Raw genomic sequence first — 18,909 nt, forward strand, 5'->3', positions numbered from 1 at the left:
AGGACGAATATGTCACCAAGGGTGGGAAAGCGCCTTGCTGAAAACCATAGAATCTCCCACAGGCACGGCACCGGTTTCGAAACCTGTGTGTACCTGTGGGAGCGGGCAAGCCCGCGAAGAGGCCAGACAGGCAACTGCTAGAAAGGTGCATCCCCAAGGATGGTTGCCCGGTGCATCACCCGCCGGTTCGGCCGGTAATCATCCACCGCAAAATGCTGGGTCACGCGGTTGTCCCAGAACGCCACGTCATTCTCCTGCCAACGCCAGCGAATGCTGAACTCCGGTCGCGTCGCATGGGCGAACAGCAGCCTCAACAGCGCATCGCTTTCCAGCTCGCTCAGCTCATTGATGCGCGTAGTAAACCCTTCATTGACGAACAACGCCTTGCGCCCGCTCACCGGATGCGTGCGCACCACCGGGTGCGACAGCGGCGGGTTGTTGCGCCGCGTGGCCTCCCAGCGCGCCAGGTCTTCCGGCGTGGTGCCAAAACGCTCCAGCGGGAACGACTTGGTAAAGTCGTGGGTGGCGGTCAGCCCGTCGAGCATCTCGCGCAGCGGCGCCGATAAGGCTTCGAAGGCCGCGATACCGCTGGCCCACAGGGTATCGCCACCGTAGGCGGGCAACTGCTTGGCGCTGAGCACCGCGCCCAGTGCCGGGGTCGGCAAAAAGGTCACGTCGGTGTGCCACACGGCGTTATCGCGTACATCGGTGACTGCCGTGTCGAGCACCAGCACCTGCGGGGTTTCCGGCACGTTGGGGTAGATCGGGTGAATGTGCAGGTCGCCGAAGCGGGCGGCAAAGCGCGCCTGCTGCTCGGGGTTGATCGGCTGGTCGCGGAAGAACAGCACCTGATGCTTGAGCAGCGCCTGTTCGATGGCGTCGCGTTCTTCTGCAGTGATATCGCGGCTGATGTCCACGCCGCTGATCTGGGCACCGAGGGCCGGGCTGAGAGGGGTAACGGTCAGGCTCATGTCTTTTCTCGTTCTAGGCGCCGGGTTGCCGGCGTGGTCAGTCGGCAATCAGTGGCTCTGCCCGTGCCAGGGCACCAGTTTGCGTTGCAGGGCACGCAGGCTCATTTCCAGGGCGAAGGCGATCAGGGCGATCAGCAAAATACCCAGCACCACCACATCAGTGACCAGGAACTGCGCCGCCGACTGGACCATGAAGCCCAGGCCGCTGGTGGCGGCAATCAGCTCGGCGGCGACCAGTGTCGACCAGCCCACCCCCAGGCCGATGCGGATGCCGGTGAGGATGTCGGGCAGCGCACTGGGCAGGATCACATGGCGTATCAGCTGCTTCTTGGTCGCGCCCAGCGACTGTGCCGCCCGCAGCTTGGCCGGGTCGACCGTGCGCACACCGGTGGCGGTGGCAATGGCGATCGGGGCGAAGATCGCCAGGTAGATCAGCAGCACCTTCGACAGCTCGCCGATACCGCACCAGATGACGATCAACGGCAGGTAGGCCAGCGGCGGGATGGGCCGGTAGAACTCGATCAGCGGGTCGAGGATGCCGCGGGCCACGCGGTTGTAGCCGATGGCGATGCCGACCGGGATCGCGGTCAGGGTCGCGGCCACCAGCGCCAGGCCGATGCGGCCCAGGCTCGCGCCCAGGTGCTGCCACAGGCTGGCGTCCATGTAACCTTGGGTCAGCAGGGTCCAGGCCCTGGCCAGGATGTCACCGGGCGAAGGCAGGAACAGGGGTTCGATCCAGCCGGCGGCCGTCACCAGCCACCAGACCAGCAGCAGGCTGACCATGGTCAGAGCACTGATCCACCGGGTGGACAATGGCCGGCGCTGCTTGGCGGCTGGCCGGGTTTGGGCGTTGTGCTTGCCGGCGACCGGCAGGTCCAGGCTGCTCATGCGCGCTCCTGCAGGCTTTGGCGTTGGGAGAACACCCGCGCCAGCACATGCTCGCGGGTTTCGATGAAGGCGGGATCGGACTTGATGGCCCGGGCTGATTCGCCAGCGGCATAGCGCTGGCCGAAGTCCAGTTGCAGGCGCTCCACTACGCGCCCCGGGTTGGGCGCCAGCAGTACCAGTTCGCTGGCAAGGAACACCGCTTCTTCGATGTCGTGGGTAATCAGGAACACCGGCTTGGCGGTGCGCTGCCACACCTGCAGCAGCAGTTCCTGCATCTGCTCGCGGGTAAACGCGTCGAGGGCACCGAACGGTTCGTCCATCAGCAATACCCGTGGGTCGGCCGCCAGCGCGCGGGCCAGGCCTACGCGCTGCTTCTGGCCACCGGACAACTGCCAGATGCGCCGTTCGCCAAAGCCATCGAGGTCGACGAGGGCGAGCATTTCGCGGGCCTTGGCCTCACGCTGGGCGCGGGGCACGCCGGCCAGTTCGAGGCCGAAGGCGACATTGCCCAGCACGTTCTGCCATGGCAGCAGGGCATCGTCCTGGAACACCACACCGCGCTCGGCACCAGGGCCCTGCACCGGTACGCCGTCGAGGGTGATGCGCCCGCCGCTGGGGGCGACGAAGCCGGCGATCAGGTTGAGCAGCGAAGTCTTGCCGCTGCCGGAAGGCCCCAAGGCCACCAGCAGCTGGCGAGGCCCCAGGCTCAGGTTGATGTCGGCCAGCACCGGGGTGCTGGCGCCAGGGTACTGTGCGCTGATGCGCTCCAGCTCGAGCAAGGCCATGACGGGCTCCGGATCAGTTTGGAAGGAACTTGGCGCTGACGTACGGCGAGTAGTCCGGCAGTACGGCGTCGACCTTGCCTTGCTGCTTGAGGAAGTTGGCCGTGTCGGTCAGTGCCTGGGTGGTCGGCGCGCCCAGGGCGTTGGCCTGGTCTGCGGCCAGTGGGTACACGTTGCCCTCCAGCAGCACCGGGATGTCGCTGGCCTTGGCGCCGGACAGCTTCACCAGCTTGTCTACGTTGCCCTTGTCGGCTAGCCAGGCTTTCGGGTCCTTGCGGTAGTCGGCGTAGGCGTCGAGGGTGACTTTGGCAAAGGCTTTGACCACCTCAGGGTGCTTGTCGGCGAAGTCTTTGCGCACAATCCAGGCATCGAAAGTGGGTGCGCCTTTCTGGGCCAGTTCGCCCGAGGTGATCAGCACCTTGCCGTTTTCCTTGGCCACGCCCAAGGCTGGGTCCCAGACGTAGGTGGCATCGATGTCGCCGCGCTTCCAGGCGGCAATGATGGCCGGTGGCGCCAGGTTGAGGATCTGTACCTTGGACGGGTCGATATTCCAGCTTTTCAGGGCGGCCAGCAGGCTGTAGTGGCCGGTGGAAACGAACGGCACGGCGACCTTCTTGCCGATCAGGTCTTGTGGAGTCTTGATGCTGTCGCGGGCGACCAGCGCTTCACCAGCGCCAATCTGGGTGGCGATGAGGAAGGTCTCGACCGGCAGCTTGCGGGTGGCGGCAGCAGCCAGCGGGCTGGAACCCAGGTAGCCGATTTGCACGTCGCCGCTGGCCACCGCAGTGATCACGTCGGCGCCGTTATCGAACTTGCGCCAGTCGATGCTGGCCTTGCTGGCTTTTTCGTAGTCGCCATCGACCTGAGCCACTTTAGCCGGGTCGACGGTGGTCTGGTAGGCCACGGTCAGGTCGGCGGCCTGGGCAACCCAGCTGGTGCTGGCGAGGGTCAGGGCGGCGAACAGGCGCAGCGGAGCGTGCGGGATCATGGTGAACCTCTCGTCAGGCAATCAGGGCGATGGATGGCGAGAGACTAAATGATCTAAGAATTTAAAAATAAATAACTTTTTTGCATTAGCTTAGGAGCCAAATGCTTTAAGCCCAGGTGAGTGCGGTTTTTGTGGGAGCGGCCTTGTGTCGCGATGGGCCGCACTGCGGCCCCGGCAATTTACGCGACGAAGCTGAAGTCCTGGGGCCGCCTCGCGCCCCATCGCGACACAAGGCCGCTCCCACATTGACCGTAAAAGGCCCCGCTACTTTAGTGGCGATCCTGCCTAGTGGCGAAATCAAAGCGGGCTGCTAGGCTTTTTCGACCCTATAGAACGATCCGGAATTAGGTTATGAGCAAACGTTTGCAAATAACAAATGGTTATTAATGGCAGGGTTGCTACAACGTTTTGCTGTAAAGGTTCCAACCATATTCCGTAAAAATCTTACCAATTCATAAAACGGTCATTTTGGATTTATAGGATTGTCATTATCCTGTAGCGCAGCTGGCGTCTTAGACCAAAGTCGCGAAACGTTTAGAAACGATTGACTTAGTGGTCACGCTTTGGGACTAAATCGCCAATCCACGGTGAGAAGGGGCAGCAGATCCCTCCGCCAGAGATACACAAAAATTAGAACGTAGAGGAGCAAAACATGTACAAGTCCAGCCTGGCCCTGGCCGTGGCACTGGGGGTTCTCGCCCAACAAGCAGGCGCTGCCGGTTTCGTTGAAGACAGCAAACTGTCGCTCAGCTCGCGCACCATGTACTTCAACAACGACAACCGTGATGGCGGTGCTGACAACCGCGAGTCGGGTCAGGGCTTCAAGCTCGACTACATCTCCGGCTTCACTGAAGGCACCGTTGGTTTCGGTGTCGATGCACAGGCCCTGTGGGGTATCCACCTGGATGGTGGCCGTGGCAAGCACCCAGACAACAGCAGCTTCTTCCCGAGCGACAGCGACGGCTCTGCTGAAAGCCAGTGGGCTCGCGTTGGCGCCAACGCCAAGGCGCGCTTCTCGAAGACCGAAGTTCACTACGGTAGCGCCCTGGCGCCGAACCTGCCGATCCTGGTCTCCAACGATGGCCGTCTGCTGCCGCAAACCTTCGAGGGTGGCACCATCCAGTCGAAGGAAATCGACAACCTGACCATCAACGCCGGTCAGCTGACCCACGCCATGGGCCGTGCTTCGAGCAACCGTACCGGCCTGTCGGTAGCCGGTGCTACCCAGGACAGCAACAAGTTCCGCTACGGCGGCCTGGACTACAAGCTCACTCCAGACCTGACCCTGCAGTACTACTACTCGAACCTGGAAGACTTCTACAAGCAGCACTTCCTGGGCGCGACCCACGTGTTCAAGATTGCTGACGACCAGTCGTTCAAGACCGACCTGCGCTACTTCGACAGCAGCAGCGACGGCAAGAACGGTGAGGCCGGCTACCGCTTCAGCAACAACGGCGGTTATGCCAAGAACACTGGCGAGGTCGACAACAAGACCTGGTCCGCGATGTTCACCTACACCCTGGGTGGCCACTCGCTGATGCTCGGCCACCAGCGCGTCAATGACGATGGTGGTTTCGTCTGGCTGAACCAAGGCAACGTGGTTGACGGCAACGGCCGTAACGAAGGCGCCGGTGGCTCCAGCTTCTACCTGTTCACCGACAGCATGATCAACCAGTTCGCCAAGGCTGGTGAAAACACCACCTTCGGCCAGTACGCCTACGACTTCGCACGCCTGGGTGTGCCAGGCCTGAAAGCCTCGGTTGCCTACCTGAAAGGTGAAGATGGCAAGAACGCCAACGGCAACGGCCACTTCAGCGAGTGGGAGCGTGATGCCCGTATCGACTACGTCATCCAGGAAGGCACCTTCAAGGGCCTGGGCGCCAGCCTGCGTCACGGCGTATACCGTGGCACCGGCACCAGCTCACTGGCTGACCAGGATCAGACCCGTCTGATCTTCAACTACACTTACAACTTCCTGTAAGCCGTAGCTGAAAAAGAAGCCTCGCCTAGTGCGAGGCTTTTTTGTGCCCGTAAATTGGTATGAATTATGGTTATAAATAAATCGTTATTTATTCTTTTTGTTTTTAACCGAATGCAGGCACATTGAACCCATACGGTACAGAACCCAGCCAAGGAGCCGCAGCCCATGAGCCTCAAACTCGGCGATATCGCCCCCGATTTCGAACAGGATTCCAGCGAAGGCAAAATCCGCTTCCACGAGTGGCTGGGCAACAGCTGGGGGGTGTTGTTTTCCCACCCGGCCGACTTCACTCCGGTGTGCACCACCGAGCTGGGCCTGACCGCCAAGCTCAAGGACGATTTCGCCAAGCGCGGGGTCAAGGCCATCGCCCTGTCGGTGGACCCGGTCGACTCGCACCATAAATGGATCGAGGACATCAACGAGACCCAGAACACCGTGGTCAACTTCCCGATCATCGCCGATGCCGACCGCAAGGTGTCCGACCTGTACGACCTGATTCACCCGAACGCCAGCGACACCCTGACCGTGCGCTCGCTGTTCGTCATCGACCCGAACAAGAAGGTGCGCCTGACCATTACCTATCCGGCCAGTACCGGGCGCAACTTCAATGAAATCCTGCGGGTGATCGACTCGCTGCAGTTGACCGACAACCACAAGGTCGCCACGCCAGGTAACTGGCAGGACGGCGACGAGGTGGTGATCGTGCCTTCGCTGAAAGATGAGGAAGAAATCAAGCAGCGCTTCCCCAAAGGTTACCGGGCGGTCAAACCCTATCTGCGTCTGACCCCACAGCCAAATCGTTAAAGGATTCCTCGTTGCATTGCTCTTAGCCAAGCAGGGATTTTCGGGCCGTTTCGACGGCCCTTTTTTATGCCTGCGCAGAATGTGTGGGCTTCTTCGCGGGCACGCCCGCTCCCACAGAAACAGTGCAGACCCGGCTTTCCACATAATCCGGTGGGAGCGGGCGCGCCCGCGAATAGGCCCTCCCGAATAAAGACAATAATGGAATAACCAAATGAAAAAATATGATTTCTAGATATATATAGCAGCTGTTAATGTCACCTCCAACAGAACACAAGGAAGCGCAGCAATGCTGGTCGTCTCAATCGGTGGTAGCCCAAGTCTTCGTTCACGCTCCGGCGTGCTGCTTGAGCGTTCGCGCCAGTGGCTGCAGGGCCGTGGCGTTGAAGTGGTGACGTTCCAGGTACGTGACTTCCCCGCCGAAGACCTGCTGCATGCCCGTTTCGACAGCCCGCATGTGCAGCACTTCCAGCAACTGGTAGCCCAGGCCGATGGCCTGATCGTTTCCACCCCGGTGTACAAGGCTTCGTTTGCCGGTGCACTGAAGACTTTGCTGGACCTGCTGCCCGAACGCGCCCTGGCCCACAAGATCGTGTTGCCGATCGCCACCGGCGGCAGCATCGCCCACATGCTGGCGGTGGATTACGCATTGAAACCCGTGCTGTCGGCACTCAAGGCTCAAGAGACCCTGCAAGGGATCTTCGCCGACGACAGCCAGGTGTCTTATGCAGACGGCACGAAGCCCGCGCAGTTGGTGCCGGCACTGGAAGAACGCCTGCTGGACTCGCTGGAAACCTTCCACGTTGCCCTGGCCCGTCGGCCACGCCCCGTGGCCCCCGGCGTACTGAACGAACGCCTGATCAGCGCCCGCTGGAGCATCTGACCGGCACAACCCGCTTCACCACCTTACTCGCCCGATAACGAGGCAAGCAGGTGCAACCCGAACCTCATTCGCACAGGAGAGCGCCATGCGCACAGTCTTCTTGCGTCGCGGTCTGGTCGCCCTGTTTGCGGCGGCTGTGTCCTTCGGCGCCATTACCCAAGCCCAGGCCGAAAGCCTGCGTATCGGTTACCAGAAATACGGCACCCTGGTGCTGCTCAAGGCCAAGGGCACGCTGGAAAAGCGCCTGGCCGAGCAGGGCGTACAGGTGCAGTGGACCGAATTTCCCGGCGGCCCGCAGCTGCTTGAAGGGCTGAACGTCGGCTCCATCGACTTTGGCGTTACCGGCGAAACCCCGCCCGTATTTGCCCAGGCCGCCGGCGCCGATCTGCTCTACGTGGCCTACGAGCCGCCAGCGCCGCACAGCGAAGCGATCCTGGTGCCGAAGGGTTCGTCGATCCAGTCGATCAAGGAACTCAAAGGCAAGAAAGTCGCCCTCAACAAAGGCTCCAACGTCCACTACCTGCTGGTCCGCGCCCTGGAAGACGCCGGCCTCAAGTACAGCGATATCCAGCCGGTGTACCTGCCCCCTGCCGATGCCCGCGCCGCATTCGAGCGTGGCAGCGTCGATGCCTGGGTGATCTGGGACCCGTACCAGGCCGCTGCGGAAAAACAATTGCAGGCCCGTACCCTGCGTGACGGCAAGGGCCTGGTCGACAACCACCAGTTCTACCTGGCCACCCGCAACTACGCGACCCAGCACCCGGCGGTGATCAACACCCTCATCGAGGAAGTGCGCGCCGTGGGCGAATGGTCGCAGGCCAACCCGCAGGAAGTGACCGACCAGGTGGCACCGCTGCTCGGCCTGCCTGCCGACATCACCCTGACCTCGGTCAAGCGCCAAGGCTACGGTGCAGCACCGCTGACTCCCGAGGTAGTGGCCGCACAACAGAAAATCGCCGACACCTTCCAGGCGCTCAAGCTGATACCCAAGCCGCTGAGCATCAAGGACGTGATCTGGACACCCCCGGCCAAGGTCGCTAGCGCGCCTTGATTGATTCGCCTGTGCCGGGGCGCCGCCCTGGCTGAGCCACCCTTGAGGAGACAACTCCAATGAGCCTTAATATTTTCTGGTTCCTCCCGACCCACGGTGACGGCAAGTACCTGGGCACTTCCGACGGCGCGCGTGCGGTCGACCACGGTTACCTGCAGCAGATCGCGCAGGCCGCCGACCGTCTGGGCTTTGGTGGGGTACTGATCCCGACCGGCCGTTCCTGCGAGGATTCCTGGCTGGTGGCCGCGTCGCTGATCCCTGTGACCCAGCACCTGAAATTCCTGGTTGCCCTGCGTCCGGGCATCATTTCGCCGACCGTGGCAGCACGCCAGGCTGCGACCCTGGATCGCCTGTCCAATGGCCGTGCCCTGTTCAACCTGGTAACCGGTGGCGACCCGGATGAACTGGCCGGTGATGGCCTGCACCTGAACCACCAGGAACGCTACGAAGCGTCGGTCGAGTTCACCCGTATCTGGCGCAAGGTGCTGGAAGGCGAAAACGTCGACTACGACGGCAAGCACATCCAGGTGAAGGGCGCCAAGCTGCTCTACCCGCCGATTCAGCAACCACGCCCGCCGCTGTATTTCGGCGGTTCCTCCGAGGCCGCTCAGGACCTGGCCGCCGAGCAGGTCGAGTTGTACCTGACCTGGGGCGAGCCGCCGTCAGCCGTTGCCGAGAAAATCGCCCAGGTGCGCGAAAAAGCGGCCGCTCAAGGCCGTGAAGTACGCTTCGGTATCCGCCTGCACGTGATTGTGCGGGAAACCAACGAAGAAGCCTGGGCCGCCGCCGACCGCCTGATCTCGCACCTGGACGATGACACCATCGCCCGTGCCCAGGCCTCGCTGGCGCGCTTCGACTCGGTGGGCCAGCAGCGCATGGCTGCCCTGCACGGCGGCAACCGCGACAACCTGGAAGTCAGCCCCAACCTGTGGGCAGGCGTTGGCCTGGTACGTGGCGGCGCCGGTACCGCGCTGGTAGGCGACGGCCCGACTGTCGCCGCGCGGGTGAAGGAATATGCCGACCTGGGGATCGATACCTTCATCTTCTCGGGTTATCCACACCTCGAAGAGTCTTACCGCGTTGCCGAGCTGCTGTTCCCGCACCTTGATGTTCAGCGCCCGGAGCAACCGAAAACCGGTGGCTACGTGAGCCCGTTCGGCGAGATGGTGGCCAACGACATCCTGCCCAAATCCGTGTCGCAGAGCTGAGGGCCGGGCCATGAGTCGTGCAACTTCCTCCACCCTGACCCAGCGCCTGGCGCCGTGGGCGCTGCCGGTGCTGCTGCTGGCGGTCTGGCAACTGGCGGTCAGCGCTGGCTGGCTGTCGACGCGCATCCTGCCGGCACCTAGCGCAGTGGTCAGCGCCGGTGTCGAGCTGGTGCGCAGCGGCGACATCTGGACCCACCTGGCCATCAGTGGCTGGCGTGCCGGCCTGGGCTTCGCCATCGGCGGCAGCATCGGCCTGGTACTGGGCTTCATCACCGGCCTGTCGAACTGGGGCGAACGCCTGCTCGACAGCTCGGTGCAGATGATCCGCAACGTGCCGCACCTGGCGCTGATCCCGCTGGTGATCCTGTGGTTCGGTATCGACGAGTCGGCAAAGATCTTTCTGGTCGCGCTGGGCACGCTGTTCCCGATCTACCTGAACACCTATCACGGTATTCGCAACGTTGACCCGGCGCTGGTAGAGATGGCGCGCAGCTACGGCTTGTCCGGCTTCAGCCTGTTCCGCCAGGTGATCCTGCCGGGCGCGCTGCCATCGATCCTGGTGGGGGTGCGCTTCGCCCTGGGCTTCATGTGGCTGACCCTGATCGTGGCCGAAACCATTTCGGCGAATGCCGGCATCGGTTACCTGGCGATGAACGCCCGTGAGTTCCTGCAGACCGACGTGGTGGTACTGGCCATCGTCCTGTATGCCGTGCTTGGCAAACTCGCCGACCTCGCTGCCCGTGGCCTGGAACGTGTTTGGCTGCGCTGGCACCCGGCCTATCAAGTGGCCAAGAAGGAGGGTGCATGACTGTGCTCAAGGAACAGCCGCCACGCCTGCTGCGTGGCATCCCGCTGGCCTCCAATGGCCTGCGCAAGACCTTTGGCCAGCGCGAAGTGTTGAAGGGCATCGACCTGCACATTCCGGCCGGCCAGTTCGTTGCCATCGTTGGCCGCAGCGGCTGCGGCAAAAGCACCCTGCTGCGGCTGCTGGCCGGGCTCGACCAGCCCACTGGCGGGCAGTTGCTGGCCGGTGCTGCGCCGCTGGAAGAGGCCCGTGAAGAAACCCGCCTGATGTTCCAGGACGCGCGCCTGCTGCCGTGGAAGAAGGTGATCGACAACGTTGGCCTGGGCCTGTCGGGTGATTGGCGCCCACGTGCGCTGGAAGCGCTGGATGCGGTTGGCCTGGCCGACCGCGCCAATGAATGGCCGGCAGCCCTCTCCGGTGGCCAGAAGCAGCGTGTGGCCTTGGCCCGCGCCTTGATTCACCAGCCACGCCTGCTGCTGCTGGATGAGCCGCTGGGTGCGCTGGATGCATTGACCCGTATCGAAATGCAGCAACTGATCGAACGCCTGTGGCGTCAGCACGGCTTCACTGTGCTGCTGGTCACCCACGATGTCAGCGAGGCAGTTGCCGTGGCTGACCGGGTGATCCTGATCGAGGACGGCGAAGTCGGGCTTGACCTTACGGTCGACCTGGCACGGCCCAGGGCACGTGGTTCGCACCGCCTGGCCGCGCTGGAAAGCGAAGTGCTCAACCGTGTTCTGTCGGCCCCGGGCACTGCGCCCGAGCCGGACCCTGTAGCCCCGCTGCCCACGCAACTGCGTTGGGCGCACTGAACCACTCACTTACCTGACTGAAGCCATAGAGAAGGAATGACATCATGACCATCAAAGCCATCAACGTCCGCAACCAGTTCAAAGGCACCGTGAAAGAAATCCTCGAAGGCCCGGTACTGTCGGAAATCGACGTGCAGACTGCCTCGGGTATCGTCACTTCGGTCATCACCACCCGCTCGGTAAAAGAGCTGGAGCTGCAGGTTGGCAGCGAAGTGATTGCCTTCGTGAAGTCGACTGAAGTGTCTATCGCCAAGCTGTGATGAACGTGGCCCATGGGGCTGCTTTGCAGCCCAATCGCCGGCAAGCCAGCTCCCACAGGTACTGCGCAGGTTTCAAGCCTTGTGTTGTACCTGTGGGAGCTGGCTTGCCGGCGATGAGGCCTTCAAGGCTGACGCTTGGCCAGAAACGGCGGCAGGTATAACCCCAGATACGCCTCGAACACCCGCTTGCCTTCTTCGGCCATGCGCGGGGTGATCGCCTCGTGCAACTGCACCGACCGCGCATATACCCGGTCGCTCAGTTCCATGGCCAGGGCGAACACATCCACATCCAGCGGCATCACCGGCAGGTGAAAATGCTGGTCGAACAACTTGTGCATCAAGTCGCCCAGTTCCATGTCGTGCTGCCGGTCGGCCTGCACCACTTCGCTCAGGCCGTGCTGGGCCAGAATCAGCTGCCGCGCCGCAGCATCTTCGTTATAGATATCCAGCATGCGCTGCTCGATCAGCCGTGACAGCTGGTGCCAGGTGCTGAACGCGCTGCTGTCGAACGGTGCGCTCAGGGCTTCACGAAACGCCCGGTGTACATCGGTCGTCAGCGCTTCCAGCAGGGCCGGCACGCTGGCGAAGAAGTGATACACCGACGACGGTGGAATCTGCGCCCGCTCGGCCACGCTGTAGATGGAAAGTGCCGCCACCCCTTGTTCGGCCAGCAGCTCACGCGCAGCCGCCAGGATCGCCTCGATCCTGGCCTGGCTGCTGGCGCGCGGCTTGCGCGAGGCGACGGCGCGGCTCATCAGTTGCTGATCGCCAGGATGCTGGCCTGATAGGCGCCGACGAACAGGTCGAAGTCACCGACCTCTTCCTGCTCCAGCTCGGACTGCTTGGTGAGCGATTCGCGGGCCAGTGTTTCGAACGCCTGTTGCTGTTCGTTGCTCAGTGGCTGTTCGCGGAATGTCTCGGCGTGGACACGGCTTTGGCGCAGGGAGAACTGGATGAAGGTTTCGTCGTGCTCGGTCATGCGTGCCAGCACTTGGGCTGACGGGGTCAGCGCGGCATCATCCACCTTGGCCTGCTGGGCATCCAGGGCTTTGCCGTGGGCATCGCCGCCTTGCGCCTGGTCGAGCAGGTCGGCCAGTGGCCGGATACGCTCAATCAGCTCGCTGGCCCAATCCTTCAGGGTGATCGGCTGGCCATCACGATGCAGCTCCAGGCCCGGGCGACGGCCTTCCTTCACCACGGTCAGGAAGTTGTCGGTGCACTGGCGGCATTCGCCGTTGTCCAGCTGCGGGCTGTCTTCCAGGGCGCAGAACAGCAGGAACGCGTCGAGGAAGCGCGCCTCGGTCAAGTCGATACCTACCGGCAGGAACGGGTTGATGTCCAGGCAACGTACTTCCACATACTGCACGCCCCGCGAGGTCAGGGCCTGGATCGGCCGCTCGCCGGTGTAGGTGACGCGCTTGGGGCGGATGTTCGAGTAGTACTCGTTCTCGATCTGCAGAATGTTGGTGTTCAGCTGCACCCACTCGCCGTCCACGTGCGTACCGACCTCGACATAAGGCGGGTAGGGCGTGCCCACGGCCTTGCGCAGGCTGTCGGTGTAGCTGGCCAGGTTGTTGTAGCAAGGCGTGAGGCCGGCCTGGGCGTTGCTCTGGTAGCCCAGGTCGCTCATGCGCAGGCTGGTGGCGTAGGGCAGGAACAGGGTTTCGGCGTCCAGCTCTTCGAGCTGGTGCGGGCGGCCACGCAGGAAGCCTTTGTCCAGCGCTGGCGAGGCGCCGAACAGGTACATCAGCAGCCAGCTGTAGCGGCGGAAGTTGCGGATCAGGGCGATGTAGGCTGACGACTGGTAGTCGCGGTTGTCTTGCGTGCTGCCTTCGGCTTCGCGCAGCAGAGGCCACAGGGCTTCGGGCAGCGAGAAGTTGTAATGGATACCGGCGATGCACTGCATGGTGCGGCCGTAGCGCAGGGCCAGGCCCTTGCGGTAGACGTGCTTGAGCTTGCCGATGTTCGAGCTGCCGTACTCGGCGATCGGGATGTCCTCCTCGGCCGGCAGCGTGCACGGCATCGACGGGCTCCACAGGTATTCGTCGCCCAGCTTGCTGTAGACGAAACGGTGGGTCTGTTCGAGGCTTTCGAGCACTTTGGCCGGGTCGGGCAGCGCTGGGGTGATGAACTCCAGCAGCGACTCGGAATAATCAGTGGTGATCTGCTCGTTGGTCAGCGCCGACCCCAGAGCTTCCGGGTGCGGGGTCTGGGCCAGGCGACCTTCGTCGGTCACGCGCAGGCATTCGCGCTCAATACCGTGCAGGCACTGCTTGAGCAGGGGAAGATTGGCGCCGAGCAGGCTCAGGCGGCGGTTGAGGAGTTCGCTCAAGATGTATTCCTTCACGCGTCAGTCGCCCCAATATGGGGGTAGAGATAACGGTCTACAAGGGTAGGAAGAAAGGAACTGGCGTTGTCGCCTGGTTTACGCGGTTCCAGCAGTGCCAGCGCACTGCTGAAAATACCGCAGATACTGCTTGGTGAGCTAGAGAACCGCGAAGGTTCCTTGCGCTTTAGCCACCAGCTTGTCGCCCTGGACTACGTCGGCGTCGACCACCAGGGTACGCCGCCCGGCGTGCAGCACACGGGCGGTGCACAGCACTTCGCCGTCGCTGACGGCGCGCATGTAGTTGATCTTGCACTCGATGGTGACACTTTGCTGGTCAAAGCCATGGCTGGCCGAGCAGGCCAGGCCCATGGCGATGTCCACCAGGCTGAAGATCGCCCCGCCGTGCAGCTTCTGGCCACGGTTGCGCAAGTGCGGCTCGAGGGCCAGGGCCACCTCGGCAACACCCGTGTCCAGGCGTTGCAGGCGGCAGCCCAGCAGCTGGCTGAAGGCGCTTTCGACGTATTCGCGGGGTACGTCCATCACTTCTTCTTCAACTGCTTGGCGTTGGCGAACAGCGAGGCCATGGCATTGTTGGCCGGTGCGGCAGTGGCGGTTTCACGCGGGCGTTGGGCCTGCTGCTGGCGGTTGCCGCCATTGCCACGGTTGCCACCGCGGTTGCCTTCGACCTTCTCGCCCGGGGTGTCGCCCATGCGCATGGACAGGCCGACGCGCTTGCGCGGGATGTCCACTTCCATGACCTTGACCTTGACCACGTCGCCGGCCTTCACCGCTTCACGCGGGTCTTTGATGAACTTCTCCGACAGCGCCGAGATGTGCACCAGGCCGTCCTGGTGCACGCCGATGTCGACGAAGGCACCGAAGTTGGTGACGTTGGTCACCACGCCCTCCAGGATCATGCCGGGCTCCAGGTCCTTGAGGTCTTCGACGCCGTCCTGGAAGGTGGCGGTCTTGAACTCTGGGCGTGGGTCGCGGCCAGGCTTGTCCAGCTCTTGCAGGATGTCGGTGACGGTCGGCAGGCCGAAGGACTCGTCGGTGAACTTCTTGGGGTCCAGGCGCTTGAGGAAGCTGCTGTCGCCGATCAGCGAGCGGATATCGCGGTCGGTGTCGGCGGCGATGCGCTGCACCAGCGGATAGGCCTCCGGGTGCACTGCGGAGGCGTCCAGCGGGTTGTCGCCGTTCATCACACGCAGGAAGCCGGCGGCTTGTTCAAAGGTTTTTTCACCCAGGCGGCTGACTTTTTTCAGCGCTGCACGGGTGGCAAACGGGCCGTTGGCATCGCGGTGGGCGACGATGTTCTGTGCCAGTGTGGCGTTGAGGCCGGAGATACGGGTCAGCAGCGCCACCGAGGCGGTGTTGACGTCCACGCCCACGGCGTTCACGCAGTCCTCGACCACGGCGTCCAGGCCACGCGCCAGTTTCAGCTGGGAAACGTCGTGCTGGTACTGGCCGACGCCGATGGATTTCGGGTCGATCTTCACCAGCTCGGCCAGCGGGTCCTGCAGGCGGCGGGCAATCGACACGGCGCCACGGATCGACACGTCCAGGTCCGGGAACTCGCGGGCGGCCAGTTCCGATGCCGAGTACACCGACGCACCGGCCTCGGAGACCATGATCTTGGTAATTTTCAGCGCTGGGTATTTTTTGACCAGTTCGGCCACCAGCTTGTCGCTCTCGCGGCTGGCGGTGCCGTTGCCGATGGCGATCAGTTCCACCGAGTGCTTGGCGCACAGTGCGGCCATGATGGAAATGGTGCGGTCCCAGTCATTCTTTGGCGCGTGCGGGTACACCGTGGTGTAGTCCAGCAGCTTGCCGGTGGCATCGACCACGGCGATCTTGCAACCGGTGCGCAGGCCCGGGTCGAAGCCCAGGGTGGCGCGCGGGCCGGCCGGGGCGGCCAGCAGCAGGTCGTGCAGGTTGTGGGCGAACACGTTGATCGCCTCGCCTTCGGCGTTGTCGCGCAGTTCGCCGAACAGGTCGGTTTCCAGGTGGGTGTACAGCTTGACCTTCCAGGTCCAGCGCACCACCTCGCCCAGCCATTTGTCGGCCGGGCGGCTGCGGTTTTCAATGCCGACGTGGTTGCCGATCATCACTTCGCACGGGTGCAGGGTGCCAGGCAGTTCTTCGCCCACTTTCAGCGAGGCGCTCAGCACGCCTTCGTTGCGCCCGCGGAAGATCGCCAGGGCACGGTGCGACGGGGCGTTACGCAGCAGTTCGTCGTGCGCAAAGTAGTCGCGGAACTTGGCGCCTTCTTCTTCCTTGCCGGCCACCACACGGGCACTGAGCACGGCTTCCTGCTTGAGGAAGCTGCGCAGCTTGTCGAGCAGGGCGGCGTCTTCGGCGAAGCGCTCCATGAGGATGTATTTGGCACCTTCCAGCGCGGCCTTGACGTCGGCTACGCCTTTTTCGGCGTTTACGAAGCGTGCGGCTTCGCTTTCCGGGGCCAGGTTGGGGTCGTTGAACAGGCCGTCGGCCAGGTCGCCCAGGCCGGCTTCCAGGGCGATCTGGCCCTTGGTGCGGCGCTTCTGCTTGTACGGCAGGTACAGGTCTTCGAGGCGGGTCTTGGTCTCGGCCAGCTTGATTTCGCGGGCCAGTTCCGGGGTCAGCTTGCCCTGTTCCTCGATGCTGGCCAGGATGCTGGCGCGACGGTCGTCGAGTTCGCGCAGGTAGCGCAGGCGCTCTTCCAGATGGCGCAGCTGGGTGTCGTCCAGGCTACCGGTCACTTCCTTGCGGTAACGGGCGATGAAGGGCACGGTCGAGCCTTCGTCCAACAGGCCCACGGCCGCCTCGACCTGCTGGGGGCGTACGCCCAGTTCCTCGGCGATACGGCTGTTGATGCTGTCCATGTAAACCACCTGACATTTGTGAATACGGGGGTCGCCTGTGGGCTTTTCGCCCGGCGGCGCTGGATGAAAGCCGCGCATTATACCCATCGCAATCGGCTTGCGGTGATGGCGCCCAGCCAGCTGGAACTGGCGCCGGGGGAAAAATCTGCTAACAATGCTCACGCAACGTGCAGCAATGGCTACGCCATAATGCGCGGCGAAATCAGAGGAGTTATTCATGACCGGCACCGCAAACACCGCTGAAGGTGACAAGATTCTCATCGTCGACGACGATCCGGGGCTTAGCAGCCTGCTGGAACGGTTCTTCACCAGCAAGGGCTACCGTGCCCGTGCGGTGCCCAACACCGAGCAGATGGACCGCCTGCTGCAGCGCGAGGTGTTCAACCTGGTGGTGCTCGACCTGATGCTGCCGGGCGAGGATGGCCTGTCCGCGTGCAAGCGCCTGCGCCAGCAGAACAACCAGATCCCGATCATCATGCTCACCGCCAAGGGCGACGAGCTGAGCCGTATCAAGGGCCTGGAACTGGGCGCTGACGACTACCTGGGCAAGCCGTTCAACCCGGACGAGCTGATGGCCCGCGTCAAGGCTGTGTTGCGCCGTCAGGCCCCCGCCGTGCCGGGTGCGCCGGGCAGTGAGGACGAATCGGTCACCTTCGGCGACTACGAGCTGTCGCTGGCCACCCGCGAACTCAAGCGTGGCGATGAAGTGCACATGCTCACCACCGGCGAGTTCGCCGTGCTCAAGGCCCTGGTGATGCACGCCCGCGAGCCGCTGACCCGCGACAAGCTGATGAACCTGGCCCGTGGCCGTGAGTGGGATGCACTGGAACGCTCCATCGACGTGCAGATCTCGCGCCTGCGCCGCATGATCGAGCCGGACCCGTCCAAGCCGCGTTACATCCAGACCGTCTGGGGCGTGGGCTACGTGTTCGTGCCAGACGGAAACGCAGGTAAATGATGCCGCGTCGTCCATGAAAACGCCGCTCTGGTTTCCGCAGAGTTTCTTCGCCCGCACCCTGTGGCTGGTGTTGATCGTCGTCCTGTTCAGCAAGGCCTTGACCCTGGTCTACCTGCTGATGAACGAGGACGTACTGGTCGACCGTCAATACAGCCACGGTGTGGCGCTGACCTTGCGCGCCTATTGGGCTGCCGACGAAGAAAACCGAGACAAGATTGCCGAGGCGGCGGGCCTTATCCGCGTGACCGGCTCGGGTGTGCCCGAGGGCGAGCAGCATTGGCCCTACAGCGAAATCTACCAACGGCAGATGCAGGCGGAGCTGGGCGAAGACACCGAGGTGCGGCTGCGTATTCATGCGCCACCGGCGTTGTGGGTCAATGCGCCAAGCCTGGGCCCGGGCTGGCTGAAAGTGCCGCTGTACCCGCACCCGCTGCGTGGGCAGAAGATCTGGAACGTGCTGGGTTGGTTCCTGGCCATCGGCCTGTTGTCCACAGCCTCTGCCTGGATCTTTGTGCGCCAGTTGAACCAGCCGCTCAAGCGCCTGGTATTCGCCGCTCGTCAGCTGGGCCAGGGGCGCAGCGTGCGCCTGCCGATCAGCGATACACCCAGCGAGATGACCGAGGTGTACAAGGCCTTCAACCAGATGGCCGAAGATGTCGAACAGGCCGGGCGCGAGCGCGAGCTGATGCTGGCCGGGGTTTCCCACGACCTGCGCACACCGTTGACGCGCCTGCGCCTGTCGTTGTCATTGCTGGACAGCGACAGCGACCTGAGTGACGACATGGTCCGCGATATCGAGGACATGGATGCGATCCTCGATCAGTTCCTGGCGTTCATCCGCGATGGCCGCGACGAGCCGGTGGAAGAGGTCGACCTGGCTGAACTGGTGCGTGAAGTGGTGGCCCCGTACAACCAGCCGAAAGAACGTGTGCGCCTGTGCCTGGAGCCAATCCCGCCGTTCCCGCTGCGCCGTGTTTCGCTCAAGCGCATGCTGGGCAACCTGATCGGCAACGCCTTGCACCATGCCGGCAAGGGCGTGGAAGTGGCTGCCTATGTGTCGGGTGACGAGAGTGCGCCATACGTGGTGCTGAGCGTGCTGGACCGTGGCACCGGGATCGACGAATCGGAGCTGGAGACCATCTTCAACCCGTTCATTCGTGGGGACCGTGCACGGGGCGGCAAGGGCACCGGTCTGGGGTTGGCGATCGTCAAGCGCATCGCGGCCCAGCATGGCGGGAATGTGGAGCTGCGTAACCGGTCCGGTGGCGGGATCGAGGCGCGGGTGCGGTTGCCGTTGGGGCTTTTGCTGCCGCGTAATGCTGTATGAA

At 63.1% G+C, this 18,909-nt stretch carries 18 protein-coding genes; 10 read left to right on the forward strand and 8 right to left on the reverse strand.

Annotated elements, in window-relative coordinates:
• Positions 1–137: 137 nt before the first annotated feature.
• From tauD to tauA, 4 genes are read right to left on the reverse strand one after another with little or no spacing between them, the layout of a single operon-like run.
• The gene (gene tauD, locus WF331_RS09025) at positions 138–971 is read right to left on the reverse strand and encodes a taurine dioxygenase (RefSeq protein ID WP_016497541.1); all 834 of its coding nucleotides are present in this window, start codon (positions 969–971) and stop codon (positions 138–140) included.
• A gap of 48 nt (positions 972–1,019) precedes the next feature.
• A complete protein-coding gene (gene tauC, locus WF331_RS09030; protein ID WP_340622818.1) occupies positions 1,020–1,859 on the reverse strand; it encodes a taurine ABC transporter permease TauC in 840 nt (279 codons plus the stop codon).
• On the reverse strand, positions 1,856–2,644 hold the full coding sequence (tauB, locus tag WF331_RS09035; RefSeq protein WP_016497543.1) for a taurine ABC transporter ATP-binding subunit: 789 nt from the start codon (positions 2,642–2,644) through the stop codon (positions 1,856–1,858). The genes tauC and tauB overlap by 4 nt, the downstream gene beginning before the upstream one ends.
• A 13-nt stretch (positions 2,645–2,657) precedes the next feature.
• Positions 2,658–3,629, reverse strand: coding sequence for a taurine ABC transporter substrate-binding protein (gene tauA / locus WF331_RS09040; protein WP_016497544.1), 972 nt, complete (start codon positions 3,627–3,629; stop codon positions 2,658–2,660).
• A gap of 652 nt (positions 3,630–4,281) precedes the next feature.
• On the opposite strand from tauA, the gene WF331_RS09045 reads away from it, so the two are divergent.
• The 8 genes from WF331_RS09045 (at position 4,282) to WF331_RS09080 (ending at position 11,430) form a co-directional block, all read left to right on the forward strand.
• Positions 4,282–5,610, forward strand: coding sequence for an OprD family porin (locus WF331_RS09045; RefSeq protein ID WP_016497545.1), 1,329 nt, complete (start codon positions 4,282–4,284; stop codon positions 5,608–5,610).
• Positions 5,611–5,775: 165 nt separating this feature from the next.
• Positions 5,776–6,414 (forward strand): peroxiredoxin, encoded by a 639-nt coding sequence (locus WF331_RS09050; RefSeq protein WP_016497546.1) that lies wholly within the window; start codon positions 5,776–5,778, stop codon positions 6,412–6,414.
• 286 nt (positions 6,415–6,700) lie between these two features.
• Positions 6,701–7,294 (forward strand): NADPH-dependent FMN reductase, encoded by a 594-nt coding sequence (gene ssuE / locus WF331_RS09055; RefSeq protein WP_016497547.1) that lies wholly within the window; start codon positions 6,701–6,703, stop codon positions 7,292–7,294.
• 85 nt (positions 7,295–7,379) lie between these two features.
• Positions 7,380–8,345, forward strand: a complete 966-nt coding sequence (locus WF331_RS09060; protein ID WP_016497548.1) for a sulfonate ABC transporter substrate-binding protein — start codon at positions 7,380–7,382, stop codon at positions 8,343–8,345.
• A gap of 59 nt (positions 8,346–8,404) precedes the next feature.
• Positions 8,405–9,553: an FMNH2-dependent alkanesulfonate monooxygenase gene (gene ssuD, locus WF331_RS09065; protein ID WP_016484400.1), complete on the forward strand. Its 1,149-nt coding sequence runs from the start codon at positions 8,405–8,407 to the stop codon at positions 9,551–9,553.
• A 10-nt stretch (positions 9,554–9,563) separates the two neighbouring features.
• Complete coding sequence (gene ssuC, locus WF331_RS09070; RefSeq protein WP_016497549.1) at positions 9,564–10,361, forward strand: aliphatic sulfonate ABC transporter permease SsuC; 798 nt, start codon at positions 9,564–9,566, stop codon at positions 10,359–10,361.
• Complete coding sequence (ssuB, locus tag WF331_RS09075; RefSeq protein WP_049277447.1) at positions 10,358–11,170, forward strand: aliphatic sulfonates ABC transporter ATP-binding protein; 813 nt, start codon at positions 10,358–10,360, stop codon at positions 11,168–11,170. The genes ssuC and ssuB overlap by 4 nt, the downstream gene beginning before the upstream one ends.
• Positions 11,171–11,214: 44 nt before the next feature.
• Positions 11,215–11,430 (forward strand): TOBE domain-containing protein, encoded by a 216-nt coding sequence (locus WF331_RS09080; RefSeq protein ID WP_008095172.1) that lies wholly within the window; start codon positions 11,215–11,217, stop codon positions 11,428–11,430.
• Positions 11,431–11,552: 122 nt separating this feature from the next.
• Here the strand turns inward: WF331_RS09080 and WF331_RS09085 are convergent, their stop codons facing one another.
• The 4 genes from WF331_RS09085 to WF331_RS09100 all read right to left on the reverse strand — a co-directional run bounded on the left by WF331_RS09085 (position 11,553) and on the right by WF331_RS09100 (position 16,623).
• Positions 11,553–12,185, reverse strand: a complete 633-nt coding sequence (locus WF331_RS09085; protein ID WP_340622819.1) for a TetR/AcrR family transcriptional regulator — start codon at positions 12,183–12,185, stop codon at positions 11,553–11,555.
• Positions 12,185–13,762 (reverse strand): glutamate--cysteine ligase, encoded by a 1,578-nt coding sequence (gene gshA, locus WF331_RS09090; RefSeq protein ID WP_016497552.1) that lies wholly within the window; start codon positions 13,760–13,762, stop codon positions 12,185–12,187. The genes WF331_RS09085 and gshA overlap by 1 nt, the downstream gene beginning before the upstream one ends.
• 153 nt (positions 13,763–13,915) lie before the next feature.
• The gene (locus tag WF331_RS09095; RefSeq protein WP_012270050.1) at positions 13,916–14,299 is read right to left on the reverse strand and encodes a PaaI family thioesterase; all 384 of its coding nucleotides are present in this window, start codon (positions 14,297–14,299) and stop codon (positions 13,916–13,918) included.
• On the reverse strand, positions 14,299–16,623 hold the full coding sequence (locus WF331_RS09100) for a Tex family protein (protein ID WP_340622820.1): 2,325 nt from the start codon (positions 16,621–16,623) through the stop codon (positions 14,299–14,301). The genes WF331_RS09095 and WF331_RS09100 overlap by 1 nt, the downstream gene beginning before the upstream one ends.
• Before the next feature lie 217 nt (positions 16,624–16,840).
• Here WF331_RS09100 and ompR point away from each other — a divergent pair, with 217 nt between their 5' ends.
• Both ompR and WF331_RS09110 read left to right on the forward strand, forming a co-directional pair.
• On the forward strand, positions 16,841–17,581 hold the full coding sequence (ompR, locus tag WF331_RS09105) for an osmolarity response regulator transcription factor OmpR (RefSeq protein WP_016484407.1): 741 nt from the start codon (positions 16,841–16,843) through the stop codon (positions 17,579–17,581).
• Between the two features lie 13 nt (positions 17,582–17,594).
• On the forward strand, positions 17,595–18,908 hold the full coding sequence (locus WF331_RS09110) for an ATP-binding protein (protein ID WP_059394994.1): 1,314 nt from the start codon (positions 17,595–17,597) through the stop codon (positions 18,906–18,908).
• Position 18,909: the final 1 nt, after the last annotated feature.

This window comes from Pseudomonas sp. YNh, from assembly GCF_037993085.1.
GTDB lineage: Bacteria > Pseudomonadota > Gammaproteobacteria > Pseudomonadales > Pseudomonadaceae > Aquipseudomonas > Aquipseudomonas putida.